This is a genomic window from Nonomuraea sp. NPDC003707, from assembly GCF_053587055.1.
In genome coordinates, this window is sequence record NZ_JBSFNK010000024.1 from 21,970 (window position 1) to 35,995 (window position 14,026).

General features: G+C 70.5%; 15 protein-coding genes. 4 read left to right on the plus strand and 11 right to left on the minus strand.

Annotated features, from left to right (window positions below):
* Window positions 1-43: 43 nt before the first annotated feature.
* Complete coding sequence (locus tag ACWDRB_RS43575; protein ID WP_449904247.1) at window positions 44-673, minus strand: CGNR zinc finger domain-containing protein; 630 nt, start codon at window positions 671-673, stop codon at window positions 44-46.
* An 80-nt stretch (window positions 674-753) separates the two neighbouring features.
* Here ACWDRB_RS43575 and ACWDRB_RS43580 point away from each other — a divergent pair, with 80 nt between their 5' ends.
* Complete coding sequence (locus ACWDRB_RS43580; RefSeq protein ID WP_449904250.1) at window positions 754-1,767, plus strand: quinone oxidoreductase family protein; 1,014 nt, start codon at window positions 754-756, stop codon at window positions 1,765-1,767.
* 223 nt (window positions 1,768-1,990) lie between these two features.
* Here the strand turns inward: ACWDRB_RS43580 and ACWDRB_RS43585 are convergent, their stop codons facing one another.
* The 9 genes from ACWDRB_RS43585 to ACWDRB_RS43625 form a co-directional block, all read right to left on the minus strand.
* Window positions 1,991-5,128 carry a S8 family serine peptidase gene (locus ACWDRB_RS43585; RefSeq protein WP_449904253.1) on the minus strand — a complete coding sequence of 1,046 codons (3,138 nt, stop codon included), beginning with the start codon at window positions 5,126-5,128 and terminating at the stop codon, window positions 1,991-1,993.
* A complete protein-coding gene (locus ACWDRB_RS43590; RefSeq protein ID WP_449904256.1) occupies window positions 5,125-6,027 on the minus strand; it encodes a CU044_5270 family protein in 903 nt (300 codons plus the stop codon). The genes ACWDRB_RS43585 and ACWDRB_RS43590 overlap by 4 nt, the downstream gene beginning before the upstream one ends.
* Window positions 6,024-6,620, minus strand: a complete 597-nt coding sequence (locus ACWDRB_RS43595) for an RNA polymerase sigma factor (protein WP_449904258.1) — start codon at window positions 6,618-6,620, stop codon at window positions 6,024-6,026. Before ACWDRB_RS43595 ends, ACWDRB_RS43590 begins: the two co-directional genes overlap by 4 nt.
* A 516-nt stretch (window positions 6,621-7,136) precedes the next feature.
* Window positions 7,137-7,796 (minus strand): DsbA family oxidoreductase, encoded by a 660-nt coding sequence (locus tag ACWDRB_RS43600; protein WP_449904260.1) that lies wholly within the window; start codon window positions 7,794-7,796, stop codon window positions 7,137-7,139.
* 86 nt (window positions 7,797-7,882) lie between these two features.
* Window positions 7,883-8,245: an antibiotic biosynthesis monooxygenase gene (locus ACWDRB_RS43605; protein WP_449904262.1), complete on the minus strand. Its 363-nt coding sequence runs from the start codon at window positions 8,243-8,245 to the stop codon at window positions 7,883-7,885.
* 266 nt (window positions 8,246-8,511) lie between these two features.
* Complete coding sequence (locus tag ACWDRB_RS43610; RefSeq protein WP_449904264.1) at window positions 8,512-8,859, minus strand: VOC family protein; 348 nt, start codon at window positions 8,857-8,859, stop codon at window positions 8,512-8,514.
* Between the two features lie 7 nt (window positions 8,860-8,866).
* Complete coding sequence (locus ACWDRB_RS43615; protein WP_449904266.1) at window positions 8,867-9,142, minus strand: cytochrome P450; 276 nt, start codon at window positions 9,140-9,142, stop codon at window positions 8,867-8,869.
* A gap of 245 nt (window positions 9,143-9,387) precedes the next feature.
* The gene (locus ACWDRB_RS43620; RefSeq protein WP_449904268.1) at window positions 9,388-10,605 is read right to left on the minus strand and encodes a cytochrome P450; all 1,218 of its coding nucleotides are present in this window, start codon (window positions 10,603-10,605) and stop codon (window positions 9,388-9,390) included.
* A 120-nt stretch (window positions 10,606-10,725) separates the two neighbouring features.
* Window positions 10,726-11,355: a TetR/AcrR family transcriptional regulator gene (locus ACWDRB_RS43625; protein ID WP_449904271.1), complete on the minus strand. Its 630-nt coding sequence runs from the start codon at window positions 11,353-11,355 to the stop codon at window positions 10,726-10,728.
* 137 nt (window positions 11,356-11,492) lie between these two features.
* Here ACWDRB_RS43625 and ACWDRB_RS43630 point away from each other — a divergent pair, with 137 nt between their 5' ends.
* The gene (locus ACWDRB_RS43630; RefSeq protein ID WP_449904273.1) at window positions 11,493-11,693 is read left to right on the plus strand and encodes a hypothetical protein; all 201 of its coding nucleotides are present in this window, start codon (window positions 11,493-11,495) and stop codon (window positions 11,691-11,693) included.
* Window positions 11,694-11,763: 70 nt separating this feature from the next.
* On the opposite strand, the gene ACWDRB_RS43635 is transcribed toward ACWDRB_RS43630, so the two are convergent.
* Window positions 11,764-12,393, minus strand: coding sequence for a TetR/AcrR family transcriptional regulator (locus tag ACWDRB_RS43635; protein WP_449904275.1), 630 nt, complete (start codon window positions 12,391-12,393; stop codon window positions 11,764-11,766).
* A gap of 96 nt (window positions 12,394-12,489) precedes the next feature.
* Between ACWDRB_RS43635 and ACWDRB_RS43640 the strand changes: the two genes are divergently transcribed.
* Both ACWDRB_RS43640 and ACWDRB_RS43645 read left to right on the plus strand, forming a co-directional pair.
* Complete coding sequence (locus tag ACWDRB_RS43640; RefSeq protein WP_449904277.1) at window positions 12,490-12,687, plus strand: ferredoxin; 198 nt, start codon at window positions 12,490-12,492, stop codon at window positions 12,685-12,687.
* A gap of 52 nt (window positions 12,688-12,739) precedes the next feature.
* Window positions 12,740-13,936 carry a cytochrome P450 gene (locus ACWDRB_RS43645; RefSeq protein ID WP_449904279.1) on the plus strand — a complete coding sequence of 399 codons (1,197 nt, stop codon included), beginning with the start codon at window positions 12,740-12,742 and terminating at the stop codon, window positions 13,934-13,936.
* Window positions 13,937-14,026: the final 90 nt, after the last annotated feature.

The following is a 14,026-nucleotide window of genomic DNA, read 5'->3' on the forward strand; positions in this document are numbered from 1 at the left end:
TTCTGATTAGTTCAGAGAAATCGCGTGGCCCAGTGGCACCCGCTTATCGATCGGCCGCACCCTCGGACGAGGTGGCGTCGCGCCCGCGCGAGCGGTACTTGGCGATCTTGGCAAGGTTGCCGCAGCGGTCCATCGAACACCAGCGACGGCGGCGCGCCTGGGAGTCGTCGAGGAACACCAGCGTGCAGTCAGGGTTCTCGCACTCTTTCACCCTCGCGGCAAGAGGCCCGCTGAGCAGGTCGATCCCGTCCCGTGCGAGGGTGGACAGCGCCGCGTCGACCGGCGTGGGGGTCGGCCATCGCGCGGTGAGAGGGCTCGTCCCTGAAGCGGTGGCGACCTCCAGCCGCGGCGCAAGATCGGCGACGGCTGCCATCCGGTTGATCACCGCCAGCGCGTGCCGGTCCGGTCGCGTCCCGTCGAGCACGCAGCGCACCAGCCGGTAGACGGCCTCGCGCAGTTCGCGGGCCTGGTCCAGCTGGTCCTCGGAGACCGGTGGTGGGTTGTTGGCGAGACCGACCTCGCGCAGCCACCTGCCGAGGCGCTCGGGTGTGGGCAGGCGCTCGATGTCGAGTGTGCCGCGCTTGCCGAGCGTGTCCACCAGGTCCAGGCACGGTCGGCCGCCGACGAAGACGAAGGCGGGGAGCGGCTCGGCCTCGGACGTTCGCGGGTTCATGGCAGCACCCTACCAGTTGACACCAGTTGAACCAGTGTTGCAGGCTGACACCTGTTCAAACGGTGTCACGAAGGAGAGTCATGCGCGCTCTGGTGGTGCAGGCATTCGGAGGTCCGGAAGTCCTCAACGTCGTCGAGGTGCCCGATCCGTCACCCGGCCCCGGCCAGGTGCTGGTCCAGATCGAAGCCGTGGGGGTGAATCGGGCCGACGCGCTCCTCCGATCGGGCCGTTACCACCGGGCCGACCCGCCGCCTGTGATCCTCGGCCTGGAGGCGGCCGGGACGATCAGCGCCTTGGGCGAAGCCACGCACGGCTTCCGCGTCGGGCAGAAGGTCCTGATGAGGGGGGAGCCCAACGCACCTGGTTTCTACGCCGAGCAGGCTGTGGTCTCGACCGAGCGGGTGCTGGCGCTGCCGGACGGCGTAGATCCGTTCCACGCCGCGGCGCTGCCGGTCGCATGGCTGACAGCCTGGTACTGCCTCACCACCCTCGGCCAGATCCAACCCGGTCAGACGGTGCTGATCCACGCGGCGGCCAGTGGCGTGGGGAGTGCGGCGGTGCAGATCGCCGTGGCGGCCGGGGCGCGGGTGATCGCGGCGGCCGGTGCCAAGGAGAAGACCACGTGGGTGGCCGAACTCGGCGCGCACGAGGTGCTCGACTCCCGGCAGTTGTCCGGCGACGACCTCCTCGGCCACGTCAAAGCCTTGACACGCGGACGCGGGGCCGAGGTGGTGCTCGACACGGTCGGCGGAGACGTCTTCCCGCTGAGCCTCAAGGCTGCCGCGCCGGGCGGGCGGGTCGTGGCCTTGGCCAACGTCGCCCTGGCGCCGAGCGTGATCGACACACGCGACTTCTATCCGAAGAACGTGAGCATCCACGGCTACCAGTCCGCCAACCTCGTCGAGCTCGGATACGACCCGCGTGCCGACCTCGAGCAGTTGATCGCGAAGGTGGCCGACGGCGAGCTGCGCGTGCCGGTGGATTCCGTCTTCGCCCTGCAGGACGCAGCGGAAGCACACCGGCGCTTGGAGTCCCGCGCCAACCGCGGGAAGGTCATGCTCGGCACCGGCGATGGCCACGGGCTGCCTGGCTGACAAGCCGCTGCTCCACCGATGAGGACGGGCCCGCGCCGTACGGCCCAAGCTGGGCAGACGCTTTCAGCGGCCGGCCGTTGCACCTGGACTTGAGTGTGCGCTGTCGCAAGCTGGGCGACCTCGACCGCGCCCGTGAGCATGCTTGGTCCATGCGGGGCGTGAGGAAACCGCGACCTGGGCTGAGGCCTGGCGACAGGTCTCCCTGTCGCCAGGCCTCAGCCGATCAGCGCACGGCGTACGCGCGGGTGATGGTCTGGGTCACCGCGCTGCCCGACATGTCGGTTGCGACTGCTCGGAGGGAGACGAACCCGGCGGTACGGGGGTTCGGCACCGCCGCCGTCCAGCCGGACCCCTTCCGGACCACCGGAACCGCCCGCCAGTGAGCCCCATCATCGGCGGACATCTCCAGCCGGAGCGACCGTACGTCCGCCGGCCCCGAGCCGGGGTCGCGCTCGATCCACAGCGGCAGCCGGGTCACGCTCCCGCCGGCGGCGCGGTTGGCGTCGTCCAGGCCCTCGGGCCGGAAACGGACCGCCATCAGCGGCAGCGCCTGCTCCTTCGCGGTGGTCCCGGAGCGGAACGTCCACACCGACTCCACCGCCGTGGACAGCGCCGACGACGACCGCCGCATCGACGCGGTGAGCGTGTACGCGCCCGTCCCGGGGGCCAAGGCGGCCCGCAGCTCACACCGTCCCGGATCGAAGGCGTCACAGGTGGACAACTCCGCCCGCGCCACCTCCGCCCCGTCCCTGGTCAGCGTGGCGGTGCCGGTGGCGGCGGTGTCCGAGCCCGTCCTGCGCTCGAACCCGTCCGCGAACATCCCCGTCCCGGCGAAGGCCAGCTCGTCCCCGGTACGCGTACCGGCCGGCAGCAGGAACGACGGCCCGACGACCGCGGCGTTCCAGACCTCGCTGCGGCTCTCACCGCGCTTCGCCAGTCTGCTTCCGCCGAACATCAGCGCGTCGCCGACCTGGAGCCCGCTCTCGTACGCCAGCCCGGGCGTCAGATACTGGACCAGCGTCCCCGGCAGCGGGATCTCGCCGACCGGCCCGCTGAGGGTCGAGCCGGGCGAGTAACGGGAGCTCAACCCGAGCATAGGCCTGCCCGACTCCCCCGAACCCCGGTAGGTCGCGGTCACCTTGGCCAGGTCCCGCTGTCTGAAGGCGCGCGAAGGATCCTCGGGAAGGCCGCCGGTACGCCGGTCGACGAGATCGTAGACGTACGGACTGGGCGTCCGGTCCTTGCTGAGCCAGGTGGTCCTCAGCGAGTACGTCAGCCCGGCCTGGGAACTCGGGACGACGAAGAGCTGGCTGTTGGCGTCTATCCGGCTCTGGCTTCCGCCGTTGCTCCAGGCCCCGTGCACCACTTCCTCGTCGAACCCCGGCTGGAGCTCCGCGCTCGGATCGTCCACTGTGATCTTGACCGGGCGGCCCTGACGCGCGTCCACCGTGAACCGCTGGTCGCCGTCCACCCTCAGCGGGCTGTCGGACAGCGTCACGACGGTCTTGCCGTCGATCTTCTCGTACATGTAGGCGTAGACGTTCCAGTCGCCCTTGGGCAGCCGGGCCTTGGCCGCGCCGTTCTGGAAGAACAGGGCGTGGACGGTCCCGGTCCTCGCGTCGTAGATCTCGCAGATCGAGGGGTCGACCGGGGCGCCCTGCCTGCCGACGACGTTGACGGTGACGTCGTACGACTCCGGCTCGACGTACGCGCCGGCCAGCGTGCGGATCACGGTCTCGCCCGACCTGGCGGTCACCGTGCCCGGATAGTCGCCGGGGGCCTTCCCCGCGGCGTCGATCGTGAGCGTGAGCGACGCCTCGCCCCCGGCCGGGACCGTGATCTGGCCGGCCGGCAGCTTCAGCGTCTCACCGTCCGCCTCCAGGGCCAGGGTGACGGGGGTCTCGCCGGCGTTGGCGTACGTGATCGTCCTGGTCGCCGTACGCTCGTCCGAGCCGTTGTACGGGAACGCCGCCCACACGTTGGCCTGCTGGGCCACGACGTCCTGGCGCAGCACGCGTACCAGGTCGATCAGCCCGGCGCCCTGCCGGTAGAGCGTCACCCCCTGGACCGGCGCGGCGCTGCCGATCAGCGCGGCCTTGAGACGCGCGCCCGTCCAGTCGGGATGGCGCTGGGCCAGGATCGCCGCCGCCCCCGCCACGTGGGGGGCGGCCATCGAGGTGCCGTCCTTCGATTCGTGACCGCCCCCGGGAACGGCGGCCACGATGCCCACGCCAGGCGCGGTGACGTCGGGTTTGATCGCGTGGTCGCCCGCTCGCGGGCCCGAACCGGAGAAGTCGGCCAGCCGGCCCTGCTTGTCCACCGCACCCACAGTGAGCGCCGCGTCGGCGCTGCCGGGAGTGAGGACCATGGGCCGGTCGTTGCCCGCCGCCACGACGAACAGCGTGCCCGTACGCTCCGACAGCGTGTTCACCGCCTGTTCCACCGGGTCCAGGTCGGGGCCGTCGGGGGCGCCGAGGCTCATGTTCACCACCTTGGCCTTGACCTCGGTGGCGGCCCATTCCATGCCGGCCAGGATGGTCGAGTCCGTCATGCCGCTCCGGCCCCCCACCTTCCCGATGGCCAGGTTCGCCTCCGGCGCCACCCCGCGGTACTTCTCATCGCGGCTCGCCACGATCGAGGCGACATGGGTGCCGTGGCCGTTCTCGTCGCGGATGTCGGGGTCGGTGGTGAAGTTCCGTTCCTGGGCGACCGCGCCCTTCAGGTCCGGATGGTCGGGGTCATACCCCGAGTCCAGGACCGCGACCGTGACGCCCTTGCCCGTGAACCCCTGCTCCCACGCCCGCGGAGCGCCGATCTGCTTGACGCTCTCGTCCAGCGTGAACTCCTTGCGGCCGTCCAGCCAGAGTTTGGTACGGCCGGCCGCCAGGGTGCGGGCTCGGGTGAGGTCGTGCCAGGTCCGGGCGGCGTTCGCCTTGGGCAGGCGGGCCGCGCTCATGCCGAGGGCCGACAGCCGCCGTACCTGGCCCTGGGAGCTGGTGAACCCCTGTGAAATGACGGGGATGTCGGAGGTGTCGGCGTCGCCGTAGCGCCACTGGAGGAGCTGGGTGACGTCGAACAGGCGCCGGTCCAGTACGTCCTGGGCGAGCAGTGGCAGGGCGTCGGACGGGATCACGTACAGATGGCCTTCCCGGACCTGCCGCGTGAAGGAGACCTCACGGCCGGGACCGGGCTGCACGCGATACCTCTGGCCGGTGACCGTGACGCGGTCACCGGTGATCAGGGTCACGCTGTCCGGCTGCTGGGTGGGCTGCTGGGTGGCTTGCTGGGTGGGGGCCGGCGTCGCGGCCGTGGTCGCCGCCGTCACCAGGACGGCGGCGAGTAATGCCTCGCCTCTGGTCACGGGCGGCCCTTCGGCGTCTCGGGGAGCTCGTCCGTCCAATCGGTGGTCACGGCGATGTACCCGTCGGTCATCGCCACGCCTCCGTCACCGGCGAGGAGGAGGTTGGCACGGACGACCCGGGCGCTCTCGGGATCGACGACCAGCTCGATCGGCTTCTCTTTGCCGTCGGGGTCGGGCATCCGCAGGGCCTGGCCGCCTTCGACCGCGCCCGTGTTCTCGACTCCCGGCGTCGCGGCGAGCGCCCGGAACGCCGCGGAACGGACCTCCGCGGGCACGGGTAGCTCCGTGATCAGCGCGAGCAGGGTGAGGGTGGGGTCGCCCTGGATCTCGGACGCGGACATGTCGTTCGGGTTGCCCTTGCGCTGGACGATCCACGCCTTCAGCGCCTCCGGATCCGTCGGCAGCTTCTCGAGGTCGGCGAAGCTCACGTCGGCGCCCTTGAGCGCGAGCGAGACCGGGGTCGGTACGACGTCGCCCGGAGGGTCGCCCGGCCCGTTCATCGTCCAGCGCTTGCCGTCGCGCGAGGTCCAGCTCTCCATGGGGGGAATGTCGCTCTGTGACCACGTGGCGGTGACGTGCCAGTAGGTCCCGGAGCTTTGCGGCATACGTTCCGCGCTGACGGCAGCCATGAGCAGGACCTCCTTGCCCGAGACCGGCGCCGCGGCGATCACCTGCGCCGGTGCGCCGCCGTTCGTGACCGCCCCCGTAGCGATCACGACCGCGGCGGCCGCCCCGGCGGCGACCAGCGCCACGCCCGGTACGAACCACCTGACGCGCCCCAGGCCCAGCGTCCTGTGGCCCCGCGTCCTGTGCTGGAGCCTGCTTCGGCTGCGCGCGGCCACCTCCTCGGACGGCTCCGGCTTGGCCAGCAGGCTGGCCACTTCCTCGAGGTCATTCATGGGGTCTCCTTGCCTTTGAGTGCGCTGTCGATAAGGGCGCCGTCGATCCGGGCGTGGATCTTGGCGCGGGCCCGGCTGAGCCGCGAACCCACCGTGCCGATGGAGATGCCGAGCGACTGGGCGATCTCGTCGTAGCTCAGCCCTCCCAGCGCCAGGAGCAGCAGCACGTCACGCTCGCCACCGTTCAGCGAGGCGAGCGCCATGGCCAACTGTGGCTGCATGCGCTGGGCGGATACCGAAGCGACGACCCGGTTCTCGTGCCCTTCCACGACCGGTGCGGGGTCCAGCCGGGCCAGCGCCTTGTAGTGGCGGGCCTCCTTACGGCGATGCCTGGCCACCAGGTTCGTGGCGAACCCGAACAGCCAAGGCCGTAATCCCCCCTGCTCCGGGTCGAACCGATCCCGCCGATCGAACGCCAGCAGGAACGTCTCCGCCGCTATGTCCTCGGCCACCTGCGTGTCCAGGCGGCCCGCCACGTACAGGTAGATGTCGCGGAAATAGCGGTCATGCACGGCGGTGAACAGCTCGGGGTTCCGCCGATAACCGGCGACGAGGTCGGCGTCGGTCACCTGCTCGCCCACGTCGGCGGTCACGTGCCCGTCTCCGTCATGAGTGTGCCTTCCGGACGGTGATCATTGCTTTCACTCATCCTTCGTCGCAGGCCCACTTCTTCTTCCCACCACCCCCAACCGCCCTCCCAGCACCCACCGCCCCACCGCACATCAGCGGCGTACCGGGTGGCGGTCCAGATCAGGTACTGGCATGGGGGACGATAGGCGGCCTCCGGCCGGGCGGCGGCCTCGCGGCGGCCACCCGCTCGGCAGCGTCGGCGCGCGGCGACCAGGCCGGATCGCCCTCGGTGACGCCCGGCCCGACCTCTCAAGGAGCCGACGACGTGTGTCCTCGATTCGGGGGCGAAGTCCTGCACGTCCTGTACGGTCGCGTCACCGGCGATCCATCCCGTTCCGTGGGAGGCGATGCGGAGCAGGGTCGCCTTCGCGTTGCCGCCGAACAGCAGGGCGGGCCCGCCGGGTGTGGCCGGACGCGGGCCCACGGGCCGTTGGACGCCGTGACTGCGGTGAGCCGATCCAGCGTGACCGGATCGTCCGTCAGCGTGGCCGGTCAGGCTTGATCGGGACGCCGTGTGAGCCGGTCGGGTCGTACCGCAGGAGCGCTTGGAGATCGGCGACGGGCAGGACTCCGGAGACCGGCGGGCGGCCGTCGATCACGAGGCTGGGCACGCCGGTGACGCCGTGCTCGGTCGCGCGGCGCCGGTCGGCGCGTACCTCGTCGGCGTAGTCGTCGCCGTCCAGGACGGCGCGCACCTCTCCGGCGTTCAGCCCGGCCTCGCCGCCCAGGCGCCGCAGGACCTGCAGGTCGGCCACGTTGAGCCCTTCGGTGTGGTACGCGTGCAGCAGCAGCTCCAGCGTCTGGTCGGCCCGGCCGCGGTCGGCGGCGAGCTTGACCAGCCGGTGCGCGTCGAAGGTGTTCACCGGGCGGGCCAGATGCAGGTTCAGCTCCAGGCCTTCGGCCGCGCCCAGCGACCGGATCCGGGCGATGCGGGCGGGCGCCTGCTCGCCCCACCAGCCGGCCATGGCCTCTGCGGCGGTCGGGCCGGGGGTCCGGCCTTCGTCCGGTGCGAGTTCGTAGCCGCGCCAGATGATCTCGATGCTGCGGCGGCCGGTGTGCTGGGCCAAGGCGGCCGTCAGGCGTCTTTTGCCGATGTAGCACCAGGGGCACAGCACGTCGGCGTATATCTCAAGCTTCATGAACGTCCCGCACGGTGATCGTGGTTGATGGAGCGAGTTCGGCCTACCTGGCAGCGTGGTGCCGCCCGCCAGGAGGGATCGGGCGATCAGGCATCGAGGCGCTGCGGCCCGGGTCCGATCTCGCGGGCGACGGTGTAGGTGGGCACTCCGGTCATGCGTGGTTCGGCCTTGCCTGACAGGCCCTCCAGGGCCTTGCCGATGGCGGCCATCCGGCCTTCGGTGTCGGAGGTCTCCACGAAGTGGCGGTAGTCCGCCTCACTCGCCCAGCGCACGATGTTGTATACGCGGGTGCCGTCGGTGCTCACATGGAAACGGGCCGAGCGGTAGCCGGGATAGAAACGCACCCACCGCTCCTGGATCTCCGCGAACGCCTCCACCAGCTCACGCTGCGTGTCAAAGCCATCAACGGTGTGGTCGATGATGGAATAGAAACCGGAATCCGTGCTCACGGACATACTCCTCACGGTCGGATGTGGGGCAACGCCCCGGCCGTCATCGTGCAATCTCAACCGCAGTTGAGGTCAACCGCCCGTGCGGAGGCGTAACCGACCCTGCTCTACTTCCGGTCGGAAGCAGACTCCGGGAGTGAGGGGGGCTTCGACGATGTCCAGGCGGCTGCCTCGGGGCAGTTGGGGGATCAGGGCTTGGGTGACTGAGCCGGTGCCGGCGTCCGCTTCCAGGACCGCCAGCGGCCGGGGAGCCAGGACCCGCACGGTCAGTCGGCGAAGAGGTCGAACTCGTTGCCTTCCGGGTCGGTCAGCGTGACCCATCGGTGCCGGCCCTCGCTGACCTCTCTTTCCTTGCGTGCGCCGAGTGACACCAGCCGCTCCACCTCGGCGTCGAGGTCAGGTGCGGTCAGATCGAGATGCACGCGGTTCTTGGTGGTCTTGCCCTCCGGAACCTCGATGAACAGCAGACTCGGCCCGTCCGCGGACAGGCTGAGCGAGGCGAAGCCGGCGGATGGTCCGAGCGCAATCGGCGCGTCGAGGGCCCGTGACCAGAACTCGGCCAGTTCTGCGGCGTCGCCGCAGTCGAAGGTGATGGCGCGGACGATCGCGGTCATGAAGCGCTCACCAAGCGACGGGTAGCTCGTGAATGCCGTAGACGGCCATGTCGTGCCGGAACTTCAGCTCCTCGACCGGCGCCGCCAGCCGTAGCGTCGGCAGTCTGCACAGCAGGGTAGGCAGCGCCACCTGCAGTTCGACGCGGGCCAGGGTCTGGCCGAGGCATTGGTGGCCGCCGTGGCCGAAGGCGAGATGGCCGCGGGTGTGGCGGTCGATGTCGAAGATGCCGGGACTGTCGGTGAAGGCGGTGTCCCAGCTGCCGGCGGGCAGGTTCGTCGTCACCGGCCTTGATGGGCTGCCCGCCGAGGGTGAGGTCCTCTGTGGCGACGCGGTAGATGTTGGTGTGGGCGATGGTCGGGAGGAGGGCGCCGTTGACCGCGGCCTCCTCCCGCCCGTAGACCGCCGGTGCGGACCTGCTCGCGCACCTGACGGCTGAGCAGGTCGTCGCCCGGTTCGCGTTCCTTGCTGCGGCCATGGTGCTCCTTGGGTTCAGCGGCTTGATCGTGGGACATCTCGAACACCGCGGATCACCACTGAACGGGGACCTTGTCCACGCCGCCGGTGAGCTGATTCGTGAGGATCTTGATGTCGTCGAGGCCGACGGCCAGGCGCAGATGGGGGAAACGGCGGAACAGCGCGGGGAACACGATCCGCAGCTCGGTGCGGGCGAGGTTGGCGCCGATGCAGACGTGCGTGCCGTGGCCGAAGGAGAGGTGGAGGTTGGGCTTGCGCTCAGGGTCGAACGCGTCGGGGTCGGCGAACTTCGTCCCGTCCCGGTTGGCCGCGTCGTTCGAGATGAGGACAGCGTCACCGCGCGCGATGGCAACCCCGCCGATCGCCACGTCCTCGTGCGCGTAGCGCAGCAGGCCGAGCCCGGCCGGCGCGGACGTACGCAGGATCTCCTCCACCGTCGTCTGCACCCGGCCGTCGGGGTCGGCGACGAACCGGTCCCGCCGCCGCAGGTCGGACAGCAGCCAGAGCACGCCGAAGTCGATGCGGGCGGCGGTCGTCTCGTGCCCGGCGAACAGCAGCGCGGCGGCGAGACGCGCCACATCGTTGTCGGTGAACGTGGGATCGTCGGCCTGCGCGGCGACCAGGTCGGAGATGACGTCAGGGCCTGGGTTGTCGCGTTTGGCCGCGGCCAGCCGGTGGGTGTACTCGACGAACTCCGCCATGGCCGCCTGGGCATCGGCCCCGTTGTCCAGCACGCCGATCCGCGCCGACAACCGGCCGAAGAGAGCACGGTCGGCGTGCGGCACGCCGAGCAGTTCGCTGATCACCAGCGCCGGCAGCGGGAACGCCAGCATTTCGTGCAGATCGACCGGTTCGCCGGGCCGGGCGTCGTACGCGGCCTGCATGTCGTCCAGGCAACGGTCGGTCAGCTCCTGGATCCGCTCGGCCAGGCGGCGCATCCGCGGTGCGGAGAACGCGGGCGTCAGCAGCCTGCGCATCCGGGTGTGCTCATGTTTCTCGGTGTCGTAGCTGACCTCGGCGCCGCCGGCCAACGCCGACTGCGAGATGCGGGCGGCCCGCTCCGGTGCGGGATGCGATCGGCCGAATCGGGCGTCGCCGAAGATCTGACGCGCCTCCTCGTACCCGATCACCAGCCATGCGGGGTCGCCGGCCGGGGTGGTCACCTTCACCAGCGGCGCCTCGCGCCGCAGCACCTGGTAGAGCGGTGCGATCTCCAGCGGGTTGGGCCGGTCGAAAGGCAGCTGCGGAGCGGTGTTCACGGTACTGGTCATCGACTTCCCTTTCGCATCGTGTGGGCCGACGCTCGCTTCCCGTATGCGAGGGTTCGAAGCGCACGTCGGCTTGCAGGCGCGCCGAAATCGAGCGGCCTGTCCCATGGCTTGTGCCTGAGCTCAGCGAGCAGGTGGTACGGCGGTGCTGCCCAGCGGGATGCCGGTGCGCAACTGCGCGATGCTCTCCCGGACGACGTCAGGCAGGCTGGTCGAGCCGTCACCGGCCGCCCACGCCTCGATCGAGGTTTGCACCGCGACCCCGGCGGCGGCGGCGAGCAGGCGGGAGGCCAGGTCGCGCTCGGGGTCCGCGCCGGTGCGCTCGGCGACCACCTGCGCCAGCAGCCGCTTGACGCGTTCGAACGAGGCCAGGTGCGCGGCCAGAATGCCCGGGTTCTCCCGGGCCGCCCGTAGCAGCACGACGACGTCCTCGCGGCTGCTGACCATGGCCGCGATCCCATCGGGCAGCACGTGGGTGAGGGTGTCCCATACGGGCTCGCCGGCCGGGCGGGCGCGCAGCGCGTCGGCGATCGACTCGACGTGGCGTACGGTCGCCTCGACGATCGCCTCCTCGGGGGAGAAGAAGTAGTTGCGGAAGGTGCGGCCGGACACCCCGGCCACCTCGGCCACGCTCTCGGGGCTTACCGCGTCCAGCCCCTTTTCCAGCATCAGCGTCCAGGCGGCGTGGCTGAGCGCGGCGCGGGTGGCCTGTTTCTTGCGCTCCCGCAACCCCGGCTGCGGCTGTGGCGTCATGCCTCCACCTTGGAGGAAAAGTTCAATATTTGCAAGTTTTCCAGATTGGAAGCTTTTGCTACGGTCGCCGGGTCGATGGCACGGCGGGCTGGCGCCTGCTCGCGACGGTCACATGTGATCAAGACGGGAGAACGGCCATGTCCGAAACGGTGATGAGGGCGGTCCAGCTCGGCCGGGCCATGGGCGCCGCCGTCACCGCCGTCGCCGGCGCGCGCAACGCCGACCTCGTCCTCGACTACGCCTCCATCGACTCGTACGCCCCGGAACGGGACTTCGACACCCTCATCGACTGCCCACGGAGGCTCCATGTCCCGATATCGCCTGATGCTTCGCCGTAGCGGCACAGGCCACGCCCACGGCAAACGCGTCATCCACCTGGGGGCCTCGCCGCCGTCCCGGGGATGACGCTCAGAGCAGCCAGTCGCCCGGCCGCGGCTCCTTGAGCAGGGCGGCGGCCGGGGGCAGGGGATGCGCCGCGGCGGGTGACAGGCCGTCGAGGACGAGCGCGAGGTAGCGCCGCCAGCCGTCGCCGTCCGGGTCCATGCTCCACAGCGTGCTCGTCAGCATGGCCATGATCCTGGGCAGGTCGTCGGGGACGAGGTCGACGCGCAGGAGACCCGCTTCCTGCGCGCGTCGGGCCAACTCGGTCAGCGACTCGTAGAACGGCGTGTAGACCTCCGCGGTGAGGGTTCCGGCGTTCCGCGCGGCGGCCAGGGTGCTCAGGTCACGCGCCGCCAGGCGCAACGCGGCTTCCATCAGGCTGATCAGGCCACGCAGCGGATCGTCGTCGTCGAGCGCCTGCTCGACCGCCGGCGTGAGGTCTTCGGCGATGCTCTGGCCCAGAGCGGCGCGGACCAGGTCCGCCTTGGTGGGGAAGTGGCGGTAGAGCGTCCTGGCGCCCACGCCGGCGCGGCGGGCGATCTCCTCGAGCTGCGCGTCCGGGCCGACGTCGGCGAAAACCGCACGGGCAGTACGCAGGATGCGCTCGGCATTGCGCGCGGCGTCGGCGCGCAAGGGCCGCTCAGTTTCGGTTACCACCACGACAGCATAGCAACCGACAGTCGGCTGCCATTTGTGCTAGCGTCACCGCCAGGAGGAACCGACAGTCAACTGTCGGTTCAGAGGGGAGGCCCGATGAACGTGAGCGTGGAAGCCGACAAGTGCGTTGCCGCAGGGCAGTGCGTGCTGCTCGCGCCGGAGGTCTTCGACCAGCGCGAGGAGGACGGCGTCGTGATTCTGCTGGACGAGACCCCCGCGGCCGAGCACCACGACGCCGTACGAGAGGCGGCCATGGTCTGCCCGGCCGCGGCGATTCACCTGACCGAGTCGTGAACCGGATCCTGATCGTCGGCGCGTCGGCCGCGTAACTCCCCAGGAGGACTCCATGAGCACTGAAACCAACACCGACCTGCCGGTTTTCCCCGGCGACCGCGACCCGCGCCGCCCCTTCGACCCGGCCCCCGAGTACGCGCAGTGGCGCGCGACGGACGGGCTGCGGCGGGTGAACTGGCACGGCCAGGAGGTATGGGCCGTGAGCCGGTACGAGGACATCAAGGTCGCGATGACCGACCCGCGGGTCAGCGCGGACGTCCCCTCCCAGCAGGCCGGCGGAGGCGCGAACGCGCCGCAGGTCTTCCCCCGGATGGACGATCCCGAGCACGCCCGGCTGCGCCGCATGCTGACCAAGGACTTCACGGTCAGGCGCGTCCAGGCGATGCGCCCCGAGATCGAGCGGATGGCGAACGACTTCATCGACGAGATGATCTCCGAAGGCAGCCCCGCCGACCTGGTGCAGGCGTACGCGTTGCCCATCCCGTCCCTGGTGATCTCGCTGCTGCTCGGGGTGCCGTACACGGACCACCGGTTCTTCCAGGACGTCACCTCCGTCCTGATGAGCCGCACCTCCACGGAGGAGGAGAGGCTGAAGGCCAACCTGGCGATCTTCGGGTATCTGACCGACCTCGTCGCCGAGAAGGAACGCGAGCCGGACGATGCCCTGATCAGCCGCCTCGTCCGCGAGCACCTCGCGACCGGCGAGCTCACCCGCGAGACCATCGCGATGAACGGCTTCATCCTGCTCAACGCCGGGCACGAGACCACCGCCAACATGATCGCCCTCGGCACCCTGGCCCTGCTGGAGAACCCGGACGAGCTGACCCGCCTCCGCGACACCGACGACCCCAAGGTGGTCGCGAACGCGGTCGAGGAGCTGCTCCGTTACCTCACGATCGTGCACAGCCTGGTCGCCCGCGTGGCCAAGGAGGACGTCGAGATCGGCGGGCAACTCGTCCGCGCCGGCGAAGGGCTGATCATGAACCTGCCCGCCGCCAACCGCGACCCGGCCTTCGTCGGCGACCCCGACGGCCTCGACCTCGACCGCAACACCCGCGGGCACATGGCCTTCGGCCACGGCGTCCACCAGTGCCTCGGCCAGGTCCTGGCACGCGCGGAACTCGAGATCGCACTGCCCACGCTGCTGCGCCGGCTGCCCGATCTGCGGCCGGCGGTGCCGATCGAGCAGATCAGGTTCCGCAACGACATGAGCATCTACGGCGTCCACGAGCTGCCCGTCGCCTGGTGACGCCGGCGCCGAGATCATGACGCGACCCAGGAGCCAGGGCAGGTGCCGCCGTCGGTGCGCGGGGGCGACCGACTGGCTGCGAGGGAAACG

Bases quoted from the DNA above. Each gene is read 5' to 3' on its own strand.
- ACWDRB_RS43625 (WP_449904271.1), bottom strand. From the start codon at position 11,355: ATGACGCCACAGCCGCAGCCGGGGTTGCGGGAGCGCAAGAAACAGGCC.
- ACWDRB_RS43600 (WP_449904260.1), bottom strand. From the start codon at position 7,796: ATGAAGCTTGAGATATACGCCGACGTGCTGTGCCCCTGGTGCTACATC.
- ACWDRB_RS43590 (WP_449904256.1), bottom strand. From the start codon at position 6,027: ATGAATGACCTCGAGGAAGTGGCCAGCCTGCTGGCCAAGCCGGAGCCG.
- ACWDRB_RS43580 (WP_449904250.1), top strand. From the start codon at position 754: ATGCGCGCTCTGGTGGTGCAGGCATTCGGAGGTCCGGAAGTCCTCAAC.
- ACWDRB_RS43620 (WP_449904268.1), bottom strand. From the start codon at position 10,605: ATGACCAGTACCGTGAACACCGCTCCGCAGCTGCCTTTCGACCGGCCC.
- ACWDRB_RS43610 (WP_449904264.1), bottom strand. From the start codon at position 8,859: ATGACCGCGATCGTCCGCGCCATCACCTTCGACTGCGGCGACGCCGCA.
- ACWDRB_RS43645 (WP_449904279.1), top strand. From the start codon at position 12,740: ATGAGCACTGAAACCAACACCGACCTGCCGGTTTTCCCCGGCGACCGC.
- ACWDRB_RS43575 (WP_449904247.1), bottom strand. From the start codon at position 673: ATGAACCCGCGAACGTCCGAGGCCGAGCCGCTCCCCGCCTTCGTCTTC.
- ACWDRB_RS43630 (WP_449904273.1), top strand. From the start codon at position 11,493: ATGTCCGAAACGGTGATGAGGGCGGTCCAGCTCGGCCGGGCCATGGGC.
- ACWDRB_RS43640 (WP_449904277.1), top strand. From the start codon at position 12,490: ATGAACGTGAGCGTGGAAGCCGACAAGTGCGTTGCCGCAGGGCAGTGC.